General features: G+C 55.6%; 22 protein-coding genes. 17 read left to right on the top strand and 5 right to left on the bottom strand.

The window, feature by feature from the left end; genetic code table 11:
• Positions 1–37 precede the first annotated feature (37 nt).
• The 17 genes from fliF to ATG98_RS13565 all read left to right on the top strand — a co-directional run bounded on the left by fliF (position 38) and on the right by ATG98_RS13565 (position 16,409).
• Positions 38–1,747, top strand: coding sequence for a flagellar basal-body MS-ring/collar protein FliF (gene fliF / locus ATG98_RS13485; RefSeq protein ID WP_098421563.1), 1,710 nt, complete (start codon positions 38–40; stop codon positions 1,745–1,747).
• The gene (gene fliG, locus ATG98_RS13490) at positions 1,740–2,783 is read left to right on the top strand and encodes a flagellar motor switch protein FliG (RefSeq protein WP_098424448.1); all 1,044 of its coding nucleotides are present in this window, start codon (positions 1,740–1,742) and stop codon (positions 2,781–2,783) included. Before fliF ends, fliG begins: the two co-directional genes overlap by 8 nt.
• Positions 2,783–3,559 (top strand): flagellar assembly protein FliH, encoded by a 777-nt coding sequence (locus ATG98_RS13495; protein WP_098423435.1) that lies wholly within the window; start codon positions 2,783–2,785, stop codon positions 3,557–3,559. The genes fliG and ATG98_RS13495 overlap by 1 nt, the downstream gene beginning before the upstream one ends.
• A complete protein-coding gene (gene fliI, locus ATG98_RS13500) occupies positions 3,540–4,979 on the top strand; it encodes a flagellar protein export ATPase FliI (protein WP_098421565.1) in 1,440 nt (479 codons plus the stop codon). Before ATG98_RS13495 ends, fliI begins: the two co-directional genes overlap by 20 nt.
• Entirely contained in the window at positions 4,979–5,422 is a 444-nt protein-coding gene (fliJ, locus tag ATG98_RS13505; protein WP_098421566.1) for a flagellar export protein FliJ, read from the top strand. The genes fliI and fliJ overlap by 1 nt, the downstream gene beginning before the upstream one ends.
• A 189-nt stretch (positions 5,423–5,611) precedes the next feature.
• Complete coding sequence (locus ATG98_RS13510; protein WP_098421567.1) at positions 5,612–6,862, top strand: flagellar hook-length control protein FliK; 1,251 nt, start codon at positions 5,612–5,614, stop codon at positions 6,860–6,862.
• A gap of 81 nt (positions 6,863–6,943) precedes the next feature.
• The gene (locus ATG98_RS13515) at positions 6,944–7,453 is read left to right on the top strand and encodes a flagellar basal body-associated FliL family protein (RefSeq protein WP_098423436.1); all 510 of its coding nucleotides are present in this window, start codon (positions 6,944–6,946) and stop codon (positions 7,451–7,453) included.
• Between the two features lie 117 nt (positions 7,454–7,570).
• The gene (gene fliM, locus ATG98_RS13520) at positions 7,571–8,566 is read left to right on the top strand and encodes a flagellar motor switch protein FliM (protein ID WP_098423437.1); all 996 of its coding nucleotides are present in this window, start codon (positions 7,571–7,573) and stop codon (positions 8,564–8,566) included.
• Positions 8,566–9,084: a flagellar motor switch protein FliN gene (gene fliN, locus ATG98_RS13525; RefSeq protein ID WP_098421570.1), complete on the top strand. Its 519-nt coding sequence runs from the start codon at positions 8,566–8,568 to the stop codon at positions 9,082–9,084. The genes fliM and fliN overlap by 1 nt, the downstream gene beginning before the upstream one ends.
• Before the next feature lies 1 nt (position 9,085).
• Positions 9,086–9,592, top strand: coding sequence for a flagellar biosynthetic protein FliO (gene fliO, locus ATG98_RS13530; RefSeq protein WP_098421571.1), 507 nt, complete (start codon positions 9,086–9,088; stop codon positions 9,590–9,592).
• Positions 9,576–10,355: a flagellar type III secretion system pore protein FliP gene (gene fliP / locus ATG98_RS13535; protein ID WP_098423438.1), complete on the top strand. Its 780-nt coding sequence runs from the start codon at positions 9,576–9,578 to the stop codon at positions 10,353–10,355. The genes fliO and fliP overlap by 17 nt, the downstream gene beginning before the upstream one ends.
• A 45-nt stretch (positions 10,356–10,400) precedes the next feature.
• Positions 10,401–10,670 (top strand): flagellar biosynthesis protein FliQ, encoded by a 270-nt coding sequence (fliQ, locus tag ATG98_RS13540; protein ID WP_098423439.1) that lies wholly within the window; start codon positions 10,401–10,403, stop codon positions 10,668–10,670.
• 3 nt (positions 10,671–10,673) lie between these two features.
• Positions 10,674–11,453, top strand: coding sequence for a flagellar biosynthetic protein FliR (gene fliR / locus ATG98_RS13545; protein WP_098421574.1), 780 nt, complete (start codon positions 10,674–10,676; stop codon positions 11,451–11,453).
• A gap of 39 nt (positions 11,454–11,492) precedes the next feature.
• The gene (gene flhB, locus ATG98_RS13550) at positions 11,493–12,626 is read left to right on the top strand and encodes a flagellar biosynthesis protein FlhB (protein WP_098423440.1); all 1,134 of its coding nucleotides are present in this window, start codon (positions 11,493–11,495) and stop codon (positions 12,624–12,626) included.
• Positions 12,627–12,646: 20 nt separating this feature from the next.
• Positions 12,647–13,432, top strand: a complete 786-nt coding sequence (locus ATG98_RS13555) for an enoyl-CoA hydratase/isomerase family protein (RefSeq protein WP_098423441.1) — start codon at positions 12,647–12,649, stop codon at positions 13,430–13,432.
• A 2-nt stretch (positions 13,433–13,434) separates the two neighbouring features.
• Entirely contained in the window at positions 13,435–15,579 is a 2,145-nt protein-coding gene (locus ATG98_RS13560) for an acetate--CoA ligase family protein (RefSeq protein WP_098423442.1), read from the top strand.
• Positions 15,576–16,409 (top strand): enoyl-CoA hydratase-related protein, encoded by an 834-nt coding sequence (locus tag ATG98_RS13565; protein ID WP_179888148.1) that lies wholly within the window; start codon positions 15,576–15,578, stop codon positions 16,407–16,409. Before ATG98_RS13560 ends, ATG98_RS13565 begins: the two co-directional genes overlap by 4 nt.
• A gap of 195 nt (positions 16,410–16,604) precedes the next feature.
• Here ATG98_RS13565 and ATG98_RS13570 read toward each other — a convergent pair whose 3' ends face one another.
• From ATG98_RS13570 to upp, 5 genes are all read right to left on the bottom strand, one after another.
• On the bottom strand, positions 16,605–17,243 hold the full coding sequence (locus ATG98_RS13570; RefSeq protein ID WP_098423443.1) for an SCO family protein: 639 nt from the start codon (positions 17,241–17,243) through the stop codon (positions 16,605–16,607).
• A gap of 33 nt (positions 17,244–17,276) precedes the next feature.
• On the bottom strand, positions 17,277–18,218 hold the full coding sequence (locus tag ATG98_RS13575) for a hypothetical protein (RefSeq protein WP_228706139.1): 942 nt from the start codon (positions 18,216–18,218) through the stop codon (positions 17,277–17,279).
• A 28-nt stretch (positions 18,219–18,246) separates the two neighbouring features.
• Entirely contained in the window at positions 18,247–19,419 is a 1,173-nt protein-coding gene (nirK, locus tag ATG98_RS13580; RefSeq protein WP_098423445.1) for a copper-containing nitrite reductase, read from the bottom strand.
• A 300-nt stretch (positions 19,420–19,719) separates the two neighbouring features.
• Complete coding sequence (locus ATG98_RS13585) at positions 19,720–21,021, bottom strand: uracil-xanthine permease family protein (RefSeq protein WP_098423447.1); 1,302 nt, start codon at positions 21,019–21,021, stop codon at positions 19,720–19,722.
• 2 nt (positions 21,022–21,023) lie between these two features.
• Positions 21,024–21,662, bottom strand: a complete 639-nt coding sequence (gene upp / locus ATG98_RS13590; RefSeq protein WP_098423449.1) for a uracil phosphoribosyltransferase — start codon at positions 21,660–21,662, stop codon at positions 21,024–21,026.
• Between the last annotated feature and the right edge of the window lie 24 nt (positions 21,663–21,686).

The following is a 21,686-nucleotide window of genomic DNA, read 5'->3' on the forward strand; positions in this document are numbered from 1 at the left end:
AGTCCATCGGGTCAAGGTTTAACCGGAGAGCAGCATCATGGCCAGCGTGCCTGCACAGACCACCCAATCGAATTTGCCGGCGACCTCCGCAGCAGGCAGCAGCGGCGAAAGCCGCAGCCGAGCCTTTATGGGTTTCAATCGACTTGATCTGTTGCGCCAGATTGGCCTGATGGTGGGCCTGGCGGCCAGCGTTGCTTTGGGTGTGGCGGTGGTGCTCTGGGCCCAGGAACCCAATTACCAGCCGGTATTGGGTGACTTGTCATCGTATAACCCGCAGGACGTGACCAGCATTCTGGACAGCAGCGGAATCGACTATAAAATGGACCCGCGCACCGGTGCTCTTCTGGTGGTAGCTGATCAGGTGTACAACGCACGGCTGAGGTTGGCGGCTGAAGGCGTTACCGATCAGAAAACCCTGGGCTTTGAATTGCTGGACCAAGACCGCGGTTTGGGTACTTCCCAATATATGGAAACCATCAGCTATCGCCGCGGCCTGGAAGGCGAGCTGGCGCGTACCATTGCCAGCATGCGCGGCGTGCGCAGCGCCCGAGTGCACCTTGCCATTCCGGAGCGTTCGGTGTTTATCCGCGATGCCCACGAGCCGTCAGCCTCGGTGTTTCTGGAAGTGTTTGCAGGGCGCCACCCGGAGCAGGAGTACATTGCTGCCATTGTTAATCTGGTGGCTGGCAGCGTGCCGATGATGACCAAGTCCGGCGTGACCGTGGTTGATCAGAATGGCAATCTGCTGACCGGCGCCGACGCTGAAACCGACACTGATCGCATGTCTGACCAGTACGACTACACCGACAGGGTGGAAGAACGCCTGAGCCGCCGGGTGTCGTCGCTGATTTCGCCAATTGTAGGGGCAGGCCGCTATCGCACCGAGGTGTCCGCAGATCTGGACTTCTCTTCGGTGGAACGAGCTGAAGAGTTGTTCAACCCGGAACAGCAGGCGGTGCGCAGCGAACGCCAGTTAACCGAAAGGCGCAGCGCTGGTGACGGCCCCATTGGCATTCCCGGAGCTCTGTCGAACCAGCCCCCCGCGAACGCCACTGTGCCGCAACAGGCCAATGCCGGCGATAATGCCGACGGTGCCGAACCTGCACCGGCGCCAGTCAATGTGCGCAGCGAATCCACCCGCAATTACGAAATGGATCGCACCGTTAGCTACGTTCGCCAAGAACTGGGCCGGATAAAGCGCCTGACCGTCGCCCTGGCGGTGGATGACATAAAAGTGGTCAATGCGGACACCGGCGCGGTTACTTACGAGCCCTGGCCGGAGCAGGAACTGCAGCGCCTGAGCATGTTGGTGCGCGACGCAGTGGGCTATTCGGCGGCCCGCGGCGACAGCGTCACAGTGATGAACACCGCGTTTGCCCCGGAACAGGTGCTGGAATATGACGCCCCCGGTTTTTGGCAGCAACCCTGGTTTTGGGACCTGATGAAACAGGTTCTGGCTGGCCTGGTGGTTCTGGTGCTGGTATTGGGCTTGCTGCGGCCCACCCTGAAAAATCTGTCGAGCGGCAATAAAGGCTTGGCTGGTGGTGATAATAAAGGTTACGGCGATCTGGACGGCATCGAAGGCGGCGATTCTCTGCGCCAAGCTATGGCCAATCAGGACGACCTGCTTTTACCCGGTAGCACAGGGGGCTATGATAGGCAGCTGAACGCCCTGAAAGGGCTGATTGCCGAAGATCCGGCACGGGTTGCACAGGTAATGCGCCAATGGGTGAATGTTGATGACTGATCAGGCAAACCAAGACGTCGGCAGCGCGCCGGCGAAACCCGCACGCAAAATTTCGCGGGTAGAGCAGGCGGCCATTCTGTTGATGTCGCTGGGCGAAGCCGACGCCGCGGAAGTGCTAAAGCACATGGGCCCGAAGGAAGTGCAGAAGGTTGGAATGGCGATGGCACAAATGCGCGATATCAGCAAAGACGACGTCAGCGGCGTACTCAACAATTTTATCGACGCCGTGGGCGGCCAAACCGGCCTAGGCGTGGGTAACGACGATTACATTCGGGCCATGCTGACCCAGGCTCTGGGTAACGACAAAGCCGCCAGCCTGATTGACCGTATTCTGATTGGTGGCAATACCACCGGGCTAGACACTCTGAAGTGGATGGAGCCCCGCGCGGTGGGCGATATCATCCGGTACGAACACCCGCAAATTCAGGCCATCGTTATCTCCTATCTTGACCCGGACCAGTCCGCCGAAATCCTGGGTGCTCTGGACCCGAAAGTGCGATTAGATGTGATGGTGCGCGTTGCGACATTGGAAACCATACAGCCCCAGGCGTTGCAGGAACTGAACGACATTCTGGAGAAGCAGTTCTCTGGCAGTTCCTCCACACAAACCAGTCGCATCGGCGGTATAAAGCGTGCCGCTGACATCATGAACTTTATGGATCGCAGTATTGAGTCCAGCCTGCTGGAATCCATCAAGGAAACCGATCCGGATCTGGCAACCACCATCGAAGACCTGATGTTTGTATTCGACAACCTGAAGGAAGTGGACGACCGTGGCATTCAGGCCCTGCTGCGTGAAGTATCGTCTGAAGTTCTGGTGATTGCGCTGAAAGGCGCTGACGAAGAAGTTAAAGACAAAATCTTCAAGAATATGTCCAAGCGTGCCGCTGAACTCTTGCAGGACGATCTGGAAACCAAGGGCCCGGTTAAAGTGAGTGATGTAGAAGGTGCACAAAAAGACATCATAAGCATTGCCCGCCGCATGGCCGAAGCCGGTGAAATCACCCTCGGTGGCGGCAGCGAAGAAATGATGTAATGGCCGACTCCCGCAACGACCGCAGCCGCATCCCGAAAGAACAGCTCACCGCTTACGAGCGTTGGGAGCTGCCGCTGCTTGACGCCCGTGGCAACGAAGTTCCCCGCGAAGAAGAGCGAGATATAAAACCGCTGACCGCCGCGGAGCTTCAGGATATTCACCAGCAGGCGGAAGCGGAAGGCCACGGTGCCGGGCTTGAAAAAGGTCATAAGGAAGGTTTTGCCAAAGGCCGCGAAGAAGGTTTTGCCCAAGGCTTGAAAGCCGGCACTGTGGAAGGCCGCGAGAAAGGCGAGCGCGCGGGACGCGAACACAGCAAGCAGCAGATGCAGGCGTTGGAAAAGCGCCTCGATTCTGTGATGGAGTCGCTGGTGTTACCCATTCGCCAGCAGCAAAACGACCTGGAAGAAGCCCTGGTTCAGCTTGCGACTGCGGTGGCCAAAGCGGTTGTCCAGCGCGAGCTATCCCAGGACTCCAGCCATATTCTGCAGGTGGTGCGCCAGGCTATGGCGGCGCTGCCATCCACCACGGAAACCGTGCGCATCAGCGCCAGTCCCCAGGATATTGAACCGCTGCAAGCGTCTTTGGCGCGGCTTGATGCGTCTACGAAACTGGTGGAGGACGCCACCGTCAGCCCCGGCGGCTGCCGTGTGGAAACCCGTTACTCGCTGGTGGACTTTACCGTTGAAAAACGTTTTCAACAGGTGGTTCACGCCCTGGTAAACGATGCCGGCGCAAACGAATCCGAGGAGCCCGGCGATGACAGCTCCGATCTCTGATGCTCTAGCTGACAGCTCACCTGGCAGCTCATCTGGCACTCTTGCCGAACGCCTGAACCGGCGCAGCCGCAAGGTACAGGCTCAACAAACACCGGAACTGGCTGGCCGCTTGACCCGCATGGTCGGGCTTACGCTGGAATGCGTGGGTGTGCCTATGGTGGTGGGCGACCGCTGCGTGATTCAAAGCCAGGGCCGTGGCGTGGTCGAAGCCGAAGTGGTGGGCTTTGAAGATGAAAAAGTGTATTTGATGCCGCTGACCGCCATAGAAGGCTTGCGCCCGGGCGCATTGGTGGTGCCCTTGTCGACAACCAGCCGGGTGCCGGTGGGCAATCAGCTGCTGGGGCGGGTGGTTGATGGCAGTGGCGAGCCGCTGGATGGTAAAGGCCCGCTGCACGCCGAAGCCCGCGTGTCGCTCAGCGGTGACATCATCAACCCGCTGAATCGAGCGCCGGTGCGCCAACCTATGGACGTGGGCATTCGTGCCATTAACGCGCTGCTTACCGTGGGGCAGGGCCAGCGCCTGGGCCTGTTTGCCGGCAGCGGCGTGGGCAAAAGTGTGCTGCTGGGCATGATGACCCGATTTACCAACGCCGACGTTACCGTGGTTGGGCTGATTGGCGAGCGCGGCCGCGAAGTGAAAGAATTCATTGAAGATATTCTGGGCGAAGAAGGCCTGGCCCGTTCCGTGGTGGTGGCTTCACCTGCCGACGATTCACCCCTGATGCGCCTGCGCGCGGCTATGCTGACCACACGCATTGCCGAATTTTACCGGGATCAGGGCAAGCGTGTGTTGCTGCTGATGGATTCGCTGACCCGCTATGCCCAGGCTCAGCGTGAAATTGCCCTGGCGGTGGGTGAACCACCGGCCACCAAGGGCTATCCGCCATCGGTGTTTGCCAAGTTGCCGCAGTTGGTGGAACGCACCGGCAACGGTCGCCCCGGCGGCGGTTCCATTACCGCTTTTTACACCGTACTGACCGAAGGCGACGACCAGCAAGACCCGATTGCCGACGCCGCCCGCGCCATTCTGGACGGCCATATTGTGTTGTCGCGGCGGCTGGCGGAAGAAGGCCACTATCCGGCTATCGACGTTGAAGCGTCCATCAGCCGGGTTATGCCCCAGGTGACTGATCCTGAACACTTCGCCCGGGCACAGCGCTTTAAACAGGTGTACTCGCGCTACCAGCAGGCGCGGGATCTGATCAGCGTGGGCGCTTATGTCAAGGGCAGCGACCCGGAAACCGATTTTGCCGTTGCCCACATTGCCAATATGAGACAGTTCCTGAAACAGGGGCTGTGTGAAAAAACCTCGCTGACCGACAGCGTTGAGCAACTGCTTGCGGTGGTGCCGGAGCGTCGCTCACCGGAGCGCACGCCAGGGGCCATACCCAATTCTTCCGCCAGCGGGAGTAATCCGTAATGCAGCGCTCGCAACGCCTTGGGGTGGTGCTGGCGGTAGAGCAGCGCAAAGAGCAACAGGCGCTGGAACGCATGGGCGCGGCGCGTACCCTGATGGCTCAGCGGGAACAGCAAATTCAGGAACTTCAGCGCTATCATCAGGAATATCGTCAGCAAATCCGTGACGGCCAGCAGGGCGTGATTGCGGTTAGCCGTTTGCAGGCCTGGCAAGCGTTTATGGGCCAGCTTGACCAGCTGATCGGGCAGCAGCAGGTTCAGCTTGAGCAGGCAAACCAGGTGTTTGAAGTTCGTCGCAACGAATGGCTGAAAGCCTGGGAAAAACGCCGTGGCATGGAGAATTTCATCGCAACCTGTCGCCAGCAAGAACAGCGCGAGCAAGATTCCCGCGAACAGAAACAGGCTGACGAAGCCGCAGGCCGGGCATTTACACGCCGCCCACGCTGATGCGCTCTGGCATCGATCTTGCTGTACTTCTTTTAGTTTTGTTACTTACGCGGAATAACGGCCATTGAACGCCGTTTTCCGGTTTTCAGGTTACTTTCAAACTACTTTCAAACTACTTTCAAACTACTTTCAAACTACTTTCAAACTACTTTCAAACTACTACGCGGCCATACGCGGCAAGAGGTTGCCATGTCCCAAATGCTTCTCCCCCAAGGCTCTGCCAGCGCGATCAGTGAACAGGCGGCCAGTCGCCCGGCAAAAAGTCGTGACGGCGGTTACGCCGACAGTGGTAACGGTGGCAACAGCCGTTACCAGGACGTATTTCGTGAACACACGCAAACCCTGGCACGTCAGGATCAGGCGAAGAACCGTTCTGCCGCTCAGCAGGCGGCTGCAAAAGATGCAAAAGCCGACGCTCAAAAGGCCGATGCAGCGGATACCGCCAAAAAACCTGCGGATGCTGACCTTAGCAGCCAGGCCAAAGCGGATGACGCGGGCAAGGTCAATGAACCCCGCAGCGACAACACCGAGCCTGGGGCTATAACCAACCCGCAGAACAACTCTGCCGAAAATGCCGACACCGCAGACCTGCCCGACCCGGAACCGGTGGCGCTCACCTTTATGGAATTGCAGGCCATGCTAGCGCCGATGGCGTCGGCCCCCGGAGCCGCAGGCGGCGCTGCGGGTATTAACAGCGCCGGCGCCATGCCGGCAGCGGGCATTCCAGGGCAATCGCTGAATCCGCTGGCGGCGCCTGGTGTTATTAAAGCAGGCACCGAGGGCACAGGCACGGGCTTGAGTGCCAGCCAGGCCGCAGGCTTGGCCCTTACTGACACATTGCGCAACGGGGAAAGCCTGCGCCCGGTGGACGGTGCCAATCTGGTGGCCGACAGCCGTCTGCAAGGCAGCGCCGACAGTCTGTTGCAGCAGCCCAACAGCGCCGCTCGGGTGCAGACCGATCCGGCACTGGCTCTGCGCGGTTACACAACGTCTGTAGACGTGCCGGTGGGCCAGGCCGATTGGGGCGACAAAGTGATGGGCAAACTCAGCTGGCTTACCGCGCGCAACATGTCGGTGGCCGAAATCCATCTGTCCCCGGCAGACCTGGGCCCGATGGAAGTAAAGGTGCGCATGCACAACGATCAGGCCAGCATAACGGTGCACGCGGCCAACCCGATGGTGCGTGACCAGCTAGAGCAGCATTCCCATCGCTTGCGTGAGATGCTGAGTGAGCAGGGCGTTTCGCTGGAGCGATTTGATGTGTCTGATCAGTCCCGCCAGCAATCCGGCGAGCAGGGCAATGCTGAAGCCGGCAGTAGCGGTGGTCAGGGCAACCGCGGTGGCAATGGCCTGGCGTCTGAGCTTGGTGGTCAGGACGCCATTTTAGCGGGTGGCCAGCTGGATTTGAGCTGGCGTGGTGAGGTTGACGTGTTTGCCTAGGTAAACTGTTTTGCCCAAGGCTGGGCTTGAACGGTAAACTGCGCGCAATGGCTTATTTGGGCTTCAAAGGACCGATGACTTATGGCAGAGAACACCAGCGCTGATGAACCCGTCGCAAAAAAAAGCAGACTCAAGCCCTTTGTACTGCTGGGTTTTTTGATTTTACTGGCCATTGGTCTGGCTGTGGCCGGTGCGTTCTGGTTTATGAATGGCAGCCTGCCGGGTATGGGTGGTGACGAAACTGCTGAAGAACAGGCAAAAGAACCGAAATTTTTACCCAGCGTTTATCTGGATCTGGAAAAACCCCTGCTGACCACCGTGCAAGCTGACGGCCGCCAGCGTTACGCTCAGGTGCATGTGTCACTGGAAGCAGAAAGCCAGGCGGTGCTGGATGCCGCCCAAGTGCATTTGCCATTGCTGCGCAGCCAGCTGATTCAGCTAATGGGCAGCCGCAGCTTTGATAGTTTGCGTGCCCCGGAGGGCCGGCAGGAGCTGGCACAGGCGATGACTGAAAAGGTCAATGAGCTGTTGGCCAACGAAAACGCAGCCGCTATTCGCCAGGTATTGTTCAGCAACTTTGTTGTTCAGTAGCTTTGTTATTAAGTACTGTCTTTTTCAAAACCGGGCTGCTCAATAATTTTGTGGCTCAGTAAGGTAAGCGTTTGATATAGCCGCCATGCGGCCGGAATCTACACAGCGGAATCGACTATGCAGGACTTGCTGTCTCAGGACGAAATCGATGCGCTCCTTCACGGAGTAGACGACGGTGACATCGACACCGACGACGACACCGACGAAGGCGGCGTAAAAAACTACGATTTGGCCAGCCAGGACCGCATCGTTCGTGGCCGCATGCCAACACTGGAAATGATTAACGAGCGTTTTGCCCGCTATACCCGCATCAGCCTGTTCAGCCTGCTGCGGCGCACCGCCGATGTGTCAACCGGCGGCGTTAAGATCATGAAGTTCGGCGAATACGTGCACACCCTTTATGTACCAACCAGTTTGAACCTGTGCAAAATTCGTCCGTTGCGCGGCACCTCGCTGTTTGTACTGGATGCCAAACTGGTGTTCAAACTGGTGGACAACTTTTTCGGTGGCCAGGGCCGCCACGCTAAAATTGAAGGCCGCGAATTCACGCCTACCGAAAACCGCATTGTGCAGATGATGCTGAATCAGGTGTTCCACGACATGCAGGAAGCCTGGCAGTCGGTGTTGAAAGTGGATTTCGAGTACCTGAGTTCCGAAGTAAACCCGTCTATGGCCAACATTGTCAGCCCCAGTGAAGTGGTGGTGGTAAGCACCTTTCAGATAGAGCTGGACGGCGGTGGCGGCGAACTGCATTTTGCGCTGCCATACTCGATGATTGAGCCCATTCGCGATGTGTTAGACGCTGGCGTGCAAAGCGACATCGACGACACCGACGAACGTTGGGTAAGCGCGCTTCAGGAAGACATCAAGGCAGTGAGTGTGGCGGTGAACTCTACAATCTGCCGGCGCCACATTTCACTGCGCGAAGTGGCCAAGTTTAAAGCCGGTGACATCATACCCATTGAAATGGCAGACCATTTAACCGTCACCGCTAACGGTATTCCGATATATACCGCAACGTTGGGCACCCGCGATGATAAATTGGCACTGAGAATTCACGGACGGGCGACGTTGCCCAAGGTCAAGAAACAACTGAAGGTAGGGCGTACCTAATGGCTGACGATGATAAAACAGACGACCAGACTATGAGCGAAGACGAAAAGCTGGCGGCGGAGTGGGAAGCCGCGATGGGTGAGTCTGGTGGAGATTCCGGTGTAGGGCCTGACCGCACCGAAGATAACTGGGACGAGGCGATGGCCGAGGCGGCTGGCGCTAAGAATAGTGATAAAGAAAACGACAAAAAAAACAACGTGCGCGCAGCGCCCATGGAAGAGTTTGGTTCAGACAGCGTTGACACCTCAAAAGGCTCGCCAGATCTCGACGTGATCATGGACATACCGGTGACCATCTCGATGGAAGTCGGCAATACCATGATTCCCATCCGTAATCTGCTGCAGCTGAACCAGGGTTCGGTGATCGAGCTTGACCGTCTGGCCGGCGAGCCGCTGGACGTGCTGGTGAATGGCACCTTGATTGCCCACGGCGAGGTGGTCATGGTTAACGATAAATTTGGCATTCGCCTGACTGACGTCATGAGCCCGGGCGAGCGCATCAAGCGCTTGCAGAAATAGTATGACGTCAAAACTCTGGCAAGCGGCCCCCGTATTCTGGCTGATGGCGACGTTTCCAGCCATGGCAGAACCTGCTGCGTCGCAGGCGCAAGCGCAAACGCAACTAAGTGGAGCGACGCGCACGCCGGATACCCTGTCTACTCTGGTGAGCCTGGGATTGGGCCTGCTGGCGGTGATTGCCATTATTTACGGCTGTGCCTGGCTGATCCGCCGCATGACAGGCATGACCGGCATGAACAACAGCGCCATTAAAGTGGTATCGGTGATGGCCCTGGGCGCCCGCGAACGCATTGCGGTGGTGGATGTGGCGGGCCAGCAGTTGCTGCTGGGTATTACCCCCAGCACCATTCGCACTCTGCACGTGTTCGATGAGCCGGTGGTGAGTGTAGGCGGCAGCGCGCCCAGCGGTGAATTTGCCCGCAAACTCCAGTCCCTGATGAATAAAACCCAGGTCCCGAATGCCGCGGCCGACAGTTCTGGCAGATCGACCGATGACCGCAAGATTTGAACCTGCGCGCCTTCTAAAGGCGCTATTGCCGTTACTGGCCGTCATCGCTGCCATGGTCTGGGCGCCTCTGGCCCAGGCAGACCTGCCCGGCATACCCGCGTTCACCGTAGAGCCCGGTGCTGGCGAGGGCCAGCAGGAATACTCGGTGACCCTGCAGATTCTGGCGCTGATGACTGCGCTGACGTTTTTGCCGGCGATGCTGATGATGATGACGTCGTTCACCCGCATCATTATCGTATTTTCGATACTGCGCCAGGCCCTGGGCCTGCAATCGGCGCCGTCCAACCAGATTTTGCTGGGGCTGGCGTTGTTTATGACCATATTCATTATGAAACCGGTACTGGAAGAAGCCAATCGGGTAGGGCTACAACCCTATCTGCAGGAAGAAATGACCTCGCTGGAAGCTGTGGAAGCCGCGTCGGAGCCGTTCAAACAGTTCATGCTGGCACAAACCCGTGAGAGTGACCTGGGCCTGTTCATGCGCATGGCTGACGAGCAGTTTGCCGGCCCCGAAGACGTCACATTCTGGGTGTTGCTACCGGCGTTTGTCACCAGCGAGCTGAAAACTGCGTTTCAGATCGGTTTTATATTGTTCATACCTTTTCTGATTATCGACATGGTGGTGGCCAGCGTGCTGATGGCCATGGGTATGATGATGCTGTCGCCGATTATTATCTCGCTACCGTTCAAGATCATGCTGTTTGTGCTGGTAGACGGTTGGGCGTTGATAATGGGCACCCTGGCGGCCAGTTATGGCCTTTAGTGCGCGCGGTGCCGAATGCGATGAAGAGCTAAATGGAGGCCACCTATGACCCCGGAAACCGTCATCGATATTCTGCGCGAAGCGCTGTGGATGATTGTGCTACTGGCCACAGTGATCATTACCCCGGGCCTGGTGATTGGTTTGGTGGTGAGTACCTTTCAGGCTGCCACCCAAATCAACGAACAAACCCTGAGCTTTCTGCCGCGCCTGCTGATTACCCTGATCGTTATTATTGTGATGGGGCCGTGGATGCTGACACAACTGCTGGACCACGCTAACGCGCTCTTCTCCAGCATTCCCTTTTTGATCGGCTGACCCATGCTGCCTACCGAACTCGGTGCCGATCTGATAGGCCAATGGGTTGGCCAGCATTTATGGCCGCTGTTCCGCATTGCCAGCTTTCTGATGGTGATTCCCATTTTTGGTACCCAACTGGTGCCCGCCCGAATACGCCTGGGTCTGGCCTTGTTGATGACCATTATTGTGGTGCCGATGATCCCACCGGTGCCTCAGGTAGAAGCTCTAAGCGCCGATGCGGTGGTGATTACCCTTCAGCAGATATTGATTGGTGTGGGGTTGGGCTTCGCGTTAACCGCTCTGTGGCAGCTGTTCGTGATTGCCGGCCAGATGATTGCCATGCAAATGGGCCTGGGCTTTGCGTCTATGGTGGACCCCGCCAACGGCGTGAACGTGGCGGTGCTGGCGCAAATTTATACCATCACTATCACTCTGCTGTTTCTGGCAATGAATGGCCACCTGGTGGCGTTTGAAGTGTTTATCGAGAGTTTCCGCACCTTGCCCATTGGCCTTGAAGGTTTAGGGCAGGCCGGTGTGTGGCAGTTGGCGCACCGCATCAGCTGGATGTTTGTATCGGCTATGCTGATGGCGCTGCCTGCGGTAACGGCGGTGTTGATTGTCAGTATTTCTTTTGGGGTGATGACCCGCGCCGCGCCGCAGATGAATATTTTCGCCCTTGGCTTCCCCATTGGCTTGATTTTTGGATTGTTTGCTATCTGGGTGTTGCACGCCAATTTTCTGCCGCATTTCGAGGTATACACCCGGCAGACGTTCGATTTCATGCGCGAGTTGCAGCAGTAGTCATAACAGCACCAGCACCAGCACCAGGGTATTTCGATAATGGCCGACGACGACAACAGTCAGGAGAAAACCGAAGAGGCCACCCCCCGAAGGCTGGAAAAAGCCAAGGAGGATGGCGAGACTGCGCGCTCCAAAGAGCTGGCAACGACGGCTGTGTTGATGGCCGGTGCTGGCGGCCTACTGATTTTTGGTAGCCATCTTGGCGCTGCCCTGGAAGCCATCATGCGCGACGCCTTTACCATCGAGCGCAGTGCCATTTTTGATATGCGTCATATGAGCGTGCAGCTGATTGCTTCCGCCAAAGCCGCGGCCTGGGCCTTATCGCCCATTCTGGCTATGCTGCTGGTGGCAGCCATAGCCGGTTCCATCGGCATTGGTGGCTTGCTGTTCAGTGGCAAATCCATTGCGCCCAAGCCTAGTCGTATGAACCCTATAAAGGGTCTTGGTCGCATGTTCTCTGCACGCTCGCTAATTGAGCTGTTTAAAGCCATTGCCAAAGTCGGGCTGGTACTCACTATTGCCATTCTTATTCTGCAAGTACGAACGGTAGACTTGCTGAGTATCTCCGCAGAACCGGCGGTGCCGGCTATGGAGCATGTGCTCTGGACCCTGGGCTGGAGTTTTTTTCTGCTGTCCTGTGCCACCATCATTATTGCTGTGATCGATGTGCCTTTCCAGATTTACGACCACCAGAAAAAGCTCAAAATGACCATGCAGGAAGTAAAAGACGAGCACAAAGACAGCGAAGGCAAACCCGAAGTGAAAGGCCGTATTCGCCAGCTGCAGCGAGAGATGTCGCAGAGACGGATGATGCAGGACGTTCCCACCGCTGACGTGGTCATCACCAACCCGACCCATTACGCGGTGGCGCTGAAGTACGACCAGAACAGCATGGGCGCGCCTATGGTGGTGGCCAAGGGCGGCGACGAACTGGCCTTCAAGATTATGGAAATTGCCCGCGAAAACAAGGTAGAAATTTTGCGCACACCGCCGCTGGCGCGGGCGGTGTATCACAACAGTGATATTGGTCAGGAAATACCAGACGGCCTGTATATGGCCATCGCCCAGGTGCTGGCCTATGTATTCCAGCTGCGCCAGTTCCGCAAAGGCCACGCCGACAAACCCACCATGCCAAACTTCCCGATACCGTCGGATTTGCGACGTGACACCTGATGAGATAGAGGAAATTTATTGTGTCATTTGAAACCCTGATTTTTACCATTAAAGATGGCTACGCCGAGATTCGCTTCAATCGTCCCCATCGTTTAAACGCCGTGGTTGAGCCGTTTTACAAAGATTTACTGGTTGCGTTGAGCCAGGCAGAGGCCGACCCTGAGGTCAGAGCCGTTTTATTGACGGGTGAAGGGCGCGCCTTTTGTGTTGGCGCCGATATGAAAGAGCACGGTTCCGGCGAGCGCAGCCAGTATCAGCGCCGGCAATATCTGCAGTTGGGTAATGATGTTTGCGAGGCGATGTTTCGACTGAGTAAGCCGGTGGTTGCGGCCATTAATGGTTACGCACTGGGTGCGGGGGCCGAAATGGCCTGCTCCTGTGACTTCATATTTATGAGCGAAACGGCAAAAATCGGCTTTCCCGAAGTCAGCATTGGTACCTGTGTCGGCGGCGGTGTGACCAGTTTTCTGCCGCGTTTGGTCGGGTTGGCGAAAGCTCGTGAGCTGATCTTCACCGGCGTTAAAATTGACGGCCCCGAGGCTGAGCGCATTGGCCTGGCAACTCGTTCCGTGGCTGATGAAGCACTGCTTGATGAGGCAGAAGCGTTTATCAAACAGTTGGCCACCAAGGCTCCCATTTCCATGTCGCTGGTTAAAAAACTATTGAACAACGCCTCCCATGCAGATCTGGACGCGCAGCTTCAGCACGAACTGGACGGCGTGTTCATGTGCACGACAACCCAGGACTGGCAGGAAGGTGTGGATGCCTTCGCTCAAAAACGCTCACCAGTCTTCAAGGGCTGTTGATTATGAAAAGTTCACTGCACGATTTCCTGGCACCCGATTCAATCGCGATTCTGGGCGCCTCATCCGACCCCACCAAGCGCGGTTACAAGGCGATGGTTGGGCTCATTAACGACGGCTATGAAGGCGCGATCTACCCGATCAACCCTAAAGCCGATACGATTCTGGGTTATAAAGCCTACCCGTCGATGGAATTGCTGCCGGGTTCGGCGGCTTTGGCGCTGATCTGTACGCCCGCGAAGACCATTCCTGACCTGCTGGCCCAATGTGGCCGCAATGGCACAAAAGGGGCGATTATCCTGGCCAGCGGTTTTGGCGAGGTGGACGAAGCCGGCGCAAAGCTTGGGCAGGAGGTATTGGAAGCCGCTCAGAAAGCGAACGTGCGTATTGTAGGCCCCAACACGTCCGGGGTGTTCAACCTCCACAAAAAAGTAAACCTGCTGGCGCTCGACAACGTTAAGCCCGGCGATATCGGCATTATCTCCCAGTCAGGCAATATGCTGCTGGCCCTGGCGCTCGAGGCGGAAAGTAACGGGCATGTGGGTTTTAGCACCTATGTGGGCCCGGGAAACCAAATTGATTTGGGCTTTGCCGACTACCTTCAGTACCTGGGCGAAGACGAACACACCCGTGTAGCGACCCTTTATGTGGAGGGCTTCAAAGACGGCCGTGTGTTTTTGAACGTTGCCAAAGAAATTGCAAAAACCAAGCCAGTGGTGGTTTATAAGTCCGGGTCAACCGAGGCCGGCCAGAAAGCCGCCAAATCGCACACCGGAGCTTTAGCCGGCAGCTATGCGATGACGGTAGACCTGCTTCGGCAGGTGGGCGTAACCGTGGTCAGCCAGTCTGACGAAATTCTGCCGGTTGCCGAAGGCTTGGGTCTTTTGCAGCAGGCGAATGGCAACCGGGTTGCGATTTTGGCTGACGGTGGTGGCCAGGCAACGATTGCGTCTGATCGCTTGTGTGAAGCAGGGTTGGAACTGGCCGAGCTGTCTGATGCAACGCGATCAGCGCTGCGGGATATCCTTTTTCCACAGGCATCGTTGGTCAACCCCGTCGATGTGGCGGGCAGTACCGACGCGAATCCGAAGTTGTTGGCCGATTGCATGAGTATCCTGATTAAGGATGCGAACGTCGACATGGTGTTCCTGGTGGGCATGTTTGGAGGCTACGGTATTCGCTTTGCGGAAGAGCTCAAGGCGGAAGAGCTTCAAACGGCCGATGCGATCGCCGAGCTGTCTGGCCAGACCGACAAGCCGTTGGTGGTTTACAGTCTTTACAGCCATGTTCGGCCTGAGCCGCTGGTTAGGCTGCGTGAAGCAGGGGTGCCTGTTTACAATTCGATCGAGCACGCAGTTCAGGTGTTGAAAGCGCTGAACGAACGGGGTGCCTATATCGCGCGTAGTCAGCGGGCGGAGCTGGCGCAGCCACTAAGCCCCGATGCCGGCGTTGTGGCAACCTTTAAGCAGGCCCAGAGCAGTGGTCGGGATCTGTTTGAGTTCGAGGCAAAGTCACTGCTGCGCACTTACGGCGTAGACGTGCCGAAAGAGTTGATTGTACGGAACGAAGCCGGGTTTTCAGAGGCGGTTGCCGAGTTCGGTGACACGCCGTTGGCGATGAAAGTTGTGTCCAAAGACATTCTGCATAAATCCGATGCCGGCGGCGTCAAGCTCAACCTCAGTGGCGAGGCAGATTTGCGCCGCGGCCATGCTGAAATTCTGGCCTCTTGCAAGCTCTACAAGGCCGACGCCGAGATAGAGGGTGTTCTGTTAGCGCCCATGGCTCGTAAGGGCACCGAGGTTATCATCGGGGTCAGCCGTGACCCGGTATTCGGGCCGGTGCTGATGTTTGGACTGGGCGGTATTTTTGTGGAAGTTCTGGAAGACGTGGCTTTCCGCGCCATCCCCCTGAGCCGCGATGACGCCCACTCTATGGTAAACCAGATCAAAGCTCGCAAGATATTGGAAGGGGCCCGTGGCGAACCGGCGGTGAGTAAAGACGCGCTGGTCGAGCTGCTGTTGAAAGTGTCCAGTATTGTTGATGCACATTCGGAGATCCTTGAACTGGATCTTAACCCCGTTATTGCCTATGACGACGGTTACGCGGTGGTTGATGCCCGGGTGATCGTTTCTCAGGAGACACCGTTATGAGCCAATTAAATACGAGCCAGCCAAATATAAGCAATCTGCCACAGCTAGTTGATGCACTACTTACTCTTGAGAACCGTGTTGCGACCTTAACCCTCAACCGCCACGACTTACGCAACGCCCTTACCGGGTCTCATCTGATCGACGATATTGTTACCACGGCCGAATGGGTCAATGGCTGCAGCGACGTATCGGTGCTGGTTATTACCGGTGCCGGTTCAGCTTTTAGTGCGGGCGGCAACGTTCGCGACATGGCCGAGCGCGGTGGTGATTTTGCCGGTGATGCAGCGGAATGCGCCGAACGCTATCGCAAGGGCATTCAGCGTATTCCGCTGGTTATGCAGGCTGTCGAAGTGCCAATTATCGCCGCTGTGAATGGTCCGGCCATCGGTGCCGGTTTTGATCTGGCGAACATGGCGGATATCCGCATAGCGTCAGAAAAAGCCAAGTTTGGCGAAACTTTTCTTAACCTTGGAATCATTCCGGGGGACGGCGGCGCCTGGTTGATGCAGCGCCTGATCGGCTATCAGCGGGCTTTCGAGTTAACCTTGTCTGGCCGGATTGTGGATGCGACTGAAGCTAAAGAGCTGGGCATTGTTCTGGACGTGGTGCCGGCAGACGAGCTGATGCCGACGGCCATGAAGTTAGCCGAGCGAATGGCCAGCCAGCCGCCTAAGGCGACTCGAATGACAAAGCGCTTGATGAAAATGGCACAGCGCATGGAGCTGAAAGATTTTCTCGATCTTTGCGCCTGTTTCCAGGGCATGTGCCACAACGAGCCGGAGCACCTGGATGCGGTGAACCGGATGCTGGAGTCGATGGCGCGCAAGTGATCTTGCGTCCCGCAAGCGTCAGACCGACTAGCCAGGGATGGCAAACGGTTTTCTTTCGTTTAGGGCCGGCTCGTTACTTTGACATCCAGGCTGATGGTTTCACCGTTGTCGAACGTCAAGGTAAGCGGCAACGTGCTGCCTTCGACGGGTACGTCCAGAGCCAGGTTTTTGATGTGGCAGTTAACGAGACGAGTATCAGAGCAAGCTTATGACTTGGTCTTTCATATCATCAATCGGCGTGCCCACGTAAAAGAAACCCCGCACACGGCTTTTCGTATCGATAACAAATATTTTTGCGCTGTGGGAGTAAAGGTATCCTTCCTGCTCTTGTTCTTCGCTATCTACGGAAAGCTTTTTAAACTCTGTTGTTACTTTCTCATTGGCAAGCTTGCTGTATTCAGCATGATAAATCTTTGCAACGTGATCAATTTTTTCTTTTTCATCCACCAGGCCAATAAAGCTTGGGTCAAAGTAACTCAGGTATTTGTTCAGGTGTTCCGGCGTGTCGTAGTCCGTGTCTATGCTGATAAAAAGAACTTGCACTCTTTTCCGCTGCTCTGGAGTGAGCCGCTTGATCATCTGACTGATATGGGCAATCGTTGTGGGGCAGATATCAGGGCAATTGGTATAGCCAAAAAATAACATGACCACTTTGTCTTGATAGTCTGACAGGCTGACCTCAACCCCTTTGCTACTATTCAACGTAAAATCGCCGCCTATACCTTTAAGAACCGGCATCTGCGCCATGGCGACGTTGCTGAAAAAGATCATCATCAGGCACAGAATTGCCGATGATATTCCTTTGCCCAGAATAAATCGTGTATTGTTTGTCATAGTTAACTCCTGATAATGCAATGGCCGAGCGCCTTAGCAGCGAACTTCTGCCCCTAGGTCCGTTTTTGGCGCAAGATATTGCTCCGTATAAACGTGCACTGATACTTTGCCGTCTACGACGCTTAAACGCAGGGAGACGCCAATGTCCGCGATTTCAGTTTCACCGTCGCCGTTGATCGCGCTCCATTGATACTCAAATTCAACCTGGTATTGCTGTTCGTCTAACGGGCTTATTTTCAGATTTCTTATCACTCGACGGCTTTGGGTTAACCCTTGCGCCTGCATATGGGCCTGATAGTCAATTATATCCGCTACCTGCGTTTCAGCCAGGTTCACCTGGGCGTCACTCGTGAGCCACTGTGTTAGCGATGCTGAGTCAGGCTCATCCAGCCCTTGAGTCCAGCTATAAAGAAACGCGCGAATTAAATTTGTATCGGCGCTGGCAATGTAGCGAGATTCAAAATCATCGCGCTCATTCATTTCGGTTTCTACCTTGAGCACTTGCTGGTAATCAAGGCTGAAGGTGATCAATTGCTGCATATACTGGCCGGTTACGTGATCGGAGTCCGCAACAGCAGGGTAGAACTCTAAGGTTATGCGTACTTGATGGCTGGCAGGTGGGTTATTTGAAGCTGAATCTTCAGATACGGGCGCTATATCCAGAATCTGGTGTGCGCCTTGGGTCCAACTGCTTTGTGGGTATTCTGCAAAATCGAGCGTGACCTGGGGATGGTTTTGACGCCAGTTTTCGTTGCTGTCCAGTTCGCCGTACCATTGGTATACGCTGGCGTATACTAGATAATCCTTTGCGTTTTCATCGGCTTGTTGGGCTGTGGCGGTTTGGTAAACCATAGCCAGTAACAAAATACCTATTACCCTGAGCATGGCATCTCCCTTCGCATCTGGGTTGCCTCGAATTCGTGGCTTAGAAATGCTATTCCTGAGCCACGAATTCGCGCAATTTCTTTGAGCCATTCTTTAATTAAACAGCTTAAAAAAGCTTCTAAGACCTGATGATTGAAGGCTTGCTAACCTGGGTCATTAAATCATCATTCCATTCGCCGTCCACCTTGATATGGCCGGCAGCACCTTTCATGATGGCTTCAATCAAATTGTGATTTACATAAACATACAGACCAGGTTGCATGAAGGTATATAAAGCTGCTCCAGCACTGCCACCGGCAACGTGCCAGGTTTCTAAATCCCGAGCAGGCCTGTCACCGAACGAACCTGAGTTCCAGACATAATCGCCGTGACCACCAATAATATGTGGACGGGTATCACGGTTAGCCTGGGAGTGTATAAACAGCACGGTTTCGCCAAGCTTGGCGGTCATCGAGTTCTCACCTGTTAATGCCCCAACAGCGCCGTTAAAGACGATATGGGATGGGGTGAGTGTTTTCATCACGTCTAAGGTTTCATTCATGCTGCCTATAACCGTGTCATAAGCTCTGTATTGTCCGGACTCGTCTTGAGGAACGTAGAAGTCTTGCTCGCCAATATAATAGGCTTTGTCGTAGGTCAAGCTGTTACCGTCGCCATCACTCAAGCCTTCACGTGGCAATACCATAATGGCGCCATTCATGCCCATGACGACGTGCCAGGGAGTCATTATGCCGCCCGGAGCGCAGTGATATATAAAAGTGCCTATTTTAGTGGCCTTAAATCTGAAGGTGACCTCTTCACCTGGAGACACCAGTGTTAACTCGCCGCCGCCCAAGGCGCCCGTTGAGGCGTGCAGGTCTATGTTATGGGCTAACGAGTTGGTGTCAGGGTTAACCAGGGTCAATTCAATATAGTCGTGCTGGTGGCAAACAATTAATGGCCCGGGAACACTGCCATTAAAAGCGGATACCCAAGCCTTAGTACCATTTTCCAGTTCTATCTGTTTCTCTTCTACGTCAAGGCGCACTTCAATAACTTTAGGCTTACCTTTAGCAACCTGGTCATGCGCAGGCACCATAGGCGGGACTACTAGTACTTGCTTGACTCGCTCTAGCTGATCAGCGGTATAGCTAGCCATACGGTCCACTTTTTTACCGCTTTGAGCTTGAGCTAATGTTGGCACTAACCCTGCTGCAATGCCCGCGCCCAAAACGCCAGCACTGATTGAGCCACTGATAAAGTTACGACGCTGTTCATTAACTGGTGATGATTTTGAGGTTTTGCCTTCCATATCTAGCTCCATGATTCAGTAGCATTTTTCTGCGTGTTGACAGCACAAAATGATCGAGTGAGCCATCGGAATCTGAGCATAGATAAGACGACAAAATTACAATTGACTGAAATCAAATCGATATAATTAGCTTTACCCTAATTGACTGAGATCAAATAAATAAACATTTTGTTAAAAATTGCAGTAGAGAATAGCGGGCTGAATGTGATCCAAAATAGCGTTAGCCGGCGTCGTCGAGCCGTTAAATTGACGCCGCGACGCTTAAGTTGGCCGACCCCCGGGGCGGGGGCCGGGTGCTGATCAGTCTTTCTTTTCGTAAATGGCCTTGCCCCAGGCCTCCCGTGAGCCCGGCAGAATCAGGTTCAGGGCGATGGCCACAATCGCACAAAGCGCGATGCCTGCCAGATGGCCCAGCACCATGCCGCCAATCCCGAATACCAGGGTGACACCTACAATTACCAGGTTGCGCGGCAAGTTCAGGTCTACCTGGTGGCGTATCAGCGTGCTCATGCCCACCACCGCAATAGAACCGAACAGCAGGCACAGAATGCCGCCCATGACCGGTACCGGAATGGTTTGCAGCACCGCACCGAACTTACCCACAAAGGCCAGTACAATGGCAATAACTGCCGCCCACCACATGGTTTTTGGATTGAAGTTGCGAGTCAGCATGACGGCGCCGGTCACTTCCGAATAGGTGGTGTTGGGCGGGCCACCTAGCAGCGAGGCGGCGCTGGTGGCCAGGCCGTCGCCCAGCAGGGTGCGGTGCAGGCCGGGTTTGTCCAAGTAGTTTTTACGGGTGACGTTGCCAATGGCCAGCACGTCACCAATGTGCTCTATAGCCGGAGCGATAGCCACCGGAATCATGAACAGAATGGCTCCCCAGCTAAACTGCGGTGCGGTAAAGTTTGGAATGGCCAGCCAAGGTGCTTGTTGCACCGGCGTCGTATCGACCAGGCCCATTATGGCTGCCAGGCCATAGCCCACCAGTACGCCAAACATGATTGGGATCAGGCGGAAAATACCTTTTGCCCACACCGAAGCGCCTACGGTGCACACCAACGAAATCATCGCAATCCACAGCGCGGTGTTTTCCGCAATCAGCTGAACGCTGCCGTCACCGGTGCGGCCAGACGCCATGTGCACCGCTACCGGTGCCAGCCCCAAGCCAATCACCATAATTACCGGGCCAATCACCACCGGTGGCAGCAGGCGGGTAATAAAGCCGGTACCGCGGACTTTTACCAGGGCGCTCAGAATAATGTACAAAATACCCGCCGCCATCAGGCCGCCCATGGTTTCTTCCATGCCAAATTTGCCTTTGGAGGCAATTACCGGGGCAATAAAGGCAAATGACGACGCCAGAAAAATCGGAATCTGACCACCGGTCACAATGTGAAAAATAATGGTGCCAAGGCCTGCAGTGAAGAGCGCGACATTCGGGTCCATGCCTGTGATCAGTGGCATCAGCACCAGTGCGCCGAAGGCCACCAACAACATCTGGGAGCCAGCTAACGCTTGCTTCCACACTGGCTCATGAAAAGATTCGTCGACAGGCTGGTTGTTAGCGTCGTTAACATGCTTGTTAGCGTGCTGGGACATGTTTAAACGTCCTTCTGCTTAGTGCCGAAAATCTTGTCGCCGGCGTCGCCCAAGCCAGGCAGGATATAGCCTTTTTCATTCAGGCCGTCGTCGATGGAGGCGGTGTAGATAGACACATCCGGATGCGCAGCCAGAACCCGTTTCACGCCTTCAGGGGCGGCCACCAGAATCAGCGCGCGAATGTCGGTGCTGCCGGCTTTTTTCAGCAAATCAATCGTCGAGATAATTGAGCCACCGGTGGCCAGCATGGGGTCGATAATCAGCGCCATGCGTTGGTCCAGTTCACCCACCAGTTTTTCCATGTAGGTGGTGGCTTCCAGGGTTTCTTCGTTGCGGATCTGGCCTACCACGCTCACCCGTGCCGCGGGCAAGAGCGCCAGTACGCCGTCCAGCATGCCAATGCCGGCGCGCAGAATCGGTACGATGGTCACTTTTTTACCCTGAATCTGTTCAATGGTGACCGGCCCGGCCCACCCGTCAATTTGCTGTTTTTTCAGGGTCATGTCTTTGGTGGCCTCGTAGGTCAGCAGCGTACCCAGTTCCTGCGCCAGTTCACGAAAATTCTTGGTGCTGATATTGGCACGGCGCATCAGGCCAATTTTGTGCTGTATCAGAGGGTGTTTTACTTCGTGGATGGGCATGGCGGTCACCTGTTTGTCGTGATA

It is taken from the genome of Marinobacter sp. LV10R520-4 (assembly GCF_002563815.1).
Lineage (GTDB): Bacteria > Pseudomonadota > Gammaproteobacteria > Pseudomonadales > Oleiphilaceae > Marinobacter.

What these genes read in the sequence shown, in the direction of transcription:
- ATG98_RS13565 (WP_179888148.1), top strand. Translation starts at nt 15,576, where the DNA reads ATGAGCCAATTAAATACGAGCCAGCCAAATATAAGCAATCTGCCACAG.
- fliQ (WP_098423439.1), top strand. Translation starts at nt 10,401, where the DNA reads ATGACCCCGGAAACCGTCATCGATATTCTGCGCGAAGCGCTGTGGATG.
- ATG98_RS13495 (WP_098423435.1), top strand. Translation starts at nt 2,783, where the DNA reads ATGGCCGACTCCCGCAACGACCGCAGCCGCATCCCGAAAGAACAGCTC.
- upp (WP_098423449.1), bottom strand. Translation starts at nt 21,662, where the DNA reads ATGCCCATCCACGAAGTAAAACACCCTCTGATACAGCACAAAATTGGC.
- ATG98_RS13560 (WP_098423442.1), top strand. Translation starts at nt 13,435, where the DNA reads ATGAAAAGTTCACTGCACGATTTCCTGGCACCCGATTCAATCGCGATT.
- ATG98_RS13585 (WP_098423447.1), bottom strand. Translation starts at nt 21,021, where the DNA reads ATGTCCCAGCACGCTAACAAGCATGTTAACGACGCTAACAACCAGCCT.
- fliI (WP_098421565.1), top strand. Translation starts at nt 3,540, where the DNA reads ATGACAGCTCCGATCTCTGATGCTCTAGCTGACAGCTCACCTGGCAGC.
- fliG (WP_098424448.1), top strand. Translation starts at nt 1,740, where the DNA reads ATGACTGATCAGGCAAACCAAGACGTCGGCAGCGCGCCGGCGAAACCC.
- nirK (WP_098423445.1), bottom strand. Translation starts at nt 19,419, where the DNA reads ATGGAAGGCAAAACCTCAAAATCATCACCAGTTAATGAACAGCGTCGT.
- flhB (WP_098423440.1), top strand. Translation starts at nt 11,493, where the DNA reads ATGGCCGACGACGACAACAGTCAGGAGAAAACCGAAGAGGCCACCCCC.
- fliR (WP_098421574.1), top strand. Translation starts at nt 10,674, where the DNA reads ATGCTGCCTACCGAACTCGGTGCCGATCTGATAGGCCAATGGGTTGGC.
- fliM (WP_098423437.1), top strand. Translation starts at nt 7,571, where the DNA reads ATGCAGGACTTGCTGTCTCAGGACGAAATCGATGCGCTCCTTCACGGA.
- fliN (WP_098421570.1), top strand. Translation starts at nt 8,566, where the DNA reads ATGGCTGACGATGATAAAACAGACGACCAGACTATGAGCGAAGACGAA.
- fliF (WP_098421563.1), top strand. Translation starts at nt 38, where the DNA reads ATGGCCAGCGTGCCTGCACAGACCACCCAATCGAATTTGCCGGCGACC.
- ATG98_RS13575 (WP_228706139.1), bottom strand. Translation starts at nt 18,218, where the DNA reads ATGGCTCAAAGAAATTGCGCGAATTCGTGGCTCAGGAATAGCATTTCT.
- fliO (WP_098421571.1), top strand. Translation starts at nt 9,086, where the DNA reads ATGACGTCAAAACTCTGGCAAGCGGCCCCCGTATTCTGGCTGATGGCG.
- fliJ (WP_098421566.1), top strand. Translation starts at nt 4,979, where the DNA reads ATGCAGCGCTCGCAACGCCTTGGGGTGGTGCTGGCGGTAGAGCAGCGC.
- fliP (WP_098423438.1), top strand. Translation starts at nt 9,576, where the DNA reads ATGACCGCAAGATTTGAACCTGCGCGCCTTCTAAAGGCGCTATTGCCG.
- ATG98_RS13510 (WP_098421567.1), top strand. Translation starts at nt 5,612, where the DNA reads ATGTCCCAAATGCTTCTCCCCCAAGGCTCTGCCAGCGCGATCAGTGAA.
- ATG98_RS13515 (WP_098423436.1), top strand. Translation starts at nt 6,944, where the DNA reads ATGGCAGAGAACACCAGCGCTGATGAACCCGTCGCAAAAAAAAGCAGA.
- ATG98_RS13570 (WP_098423443.1), bottom strand. Translation starts at nt 17,243, where the DNA reads ATGACAAACAATACACGATTTATTCTGGGCAAAGGAATATCATCGGCA.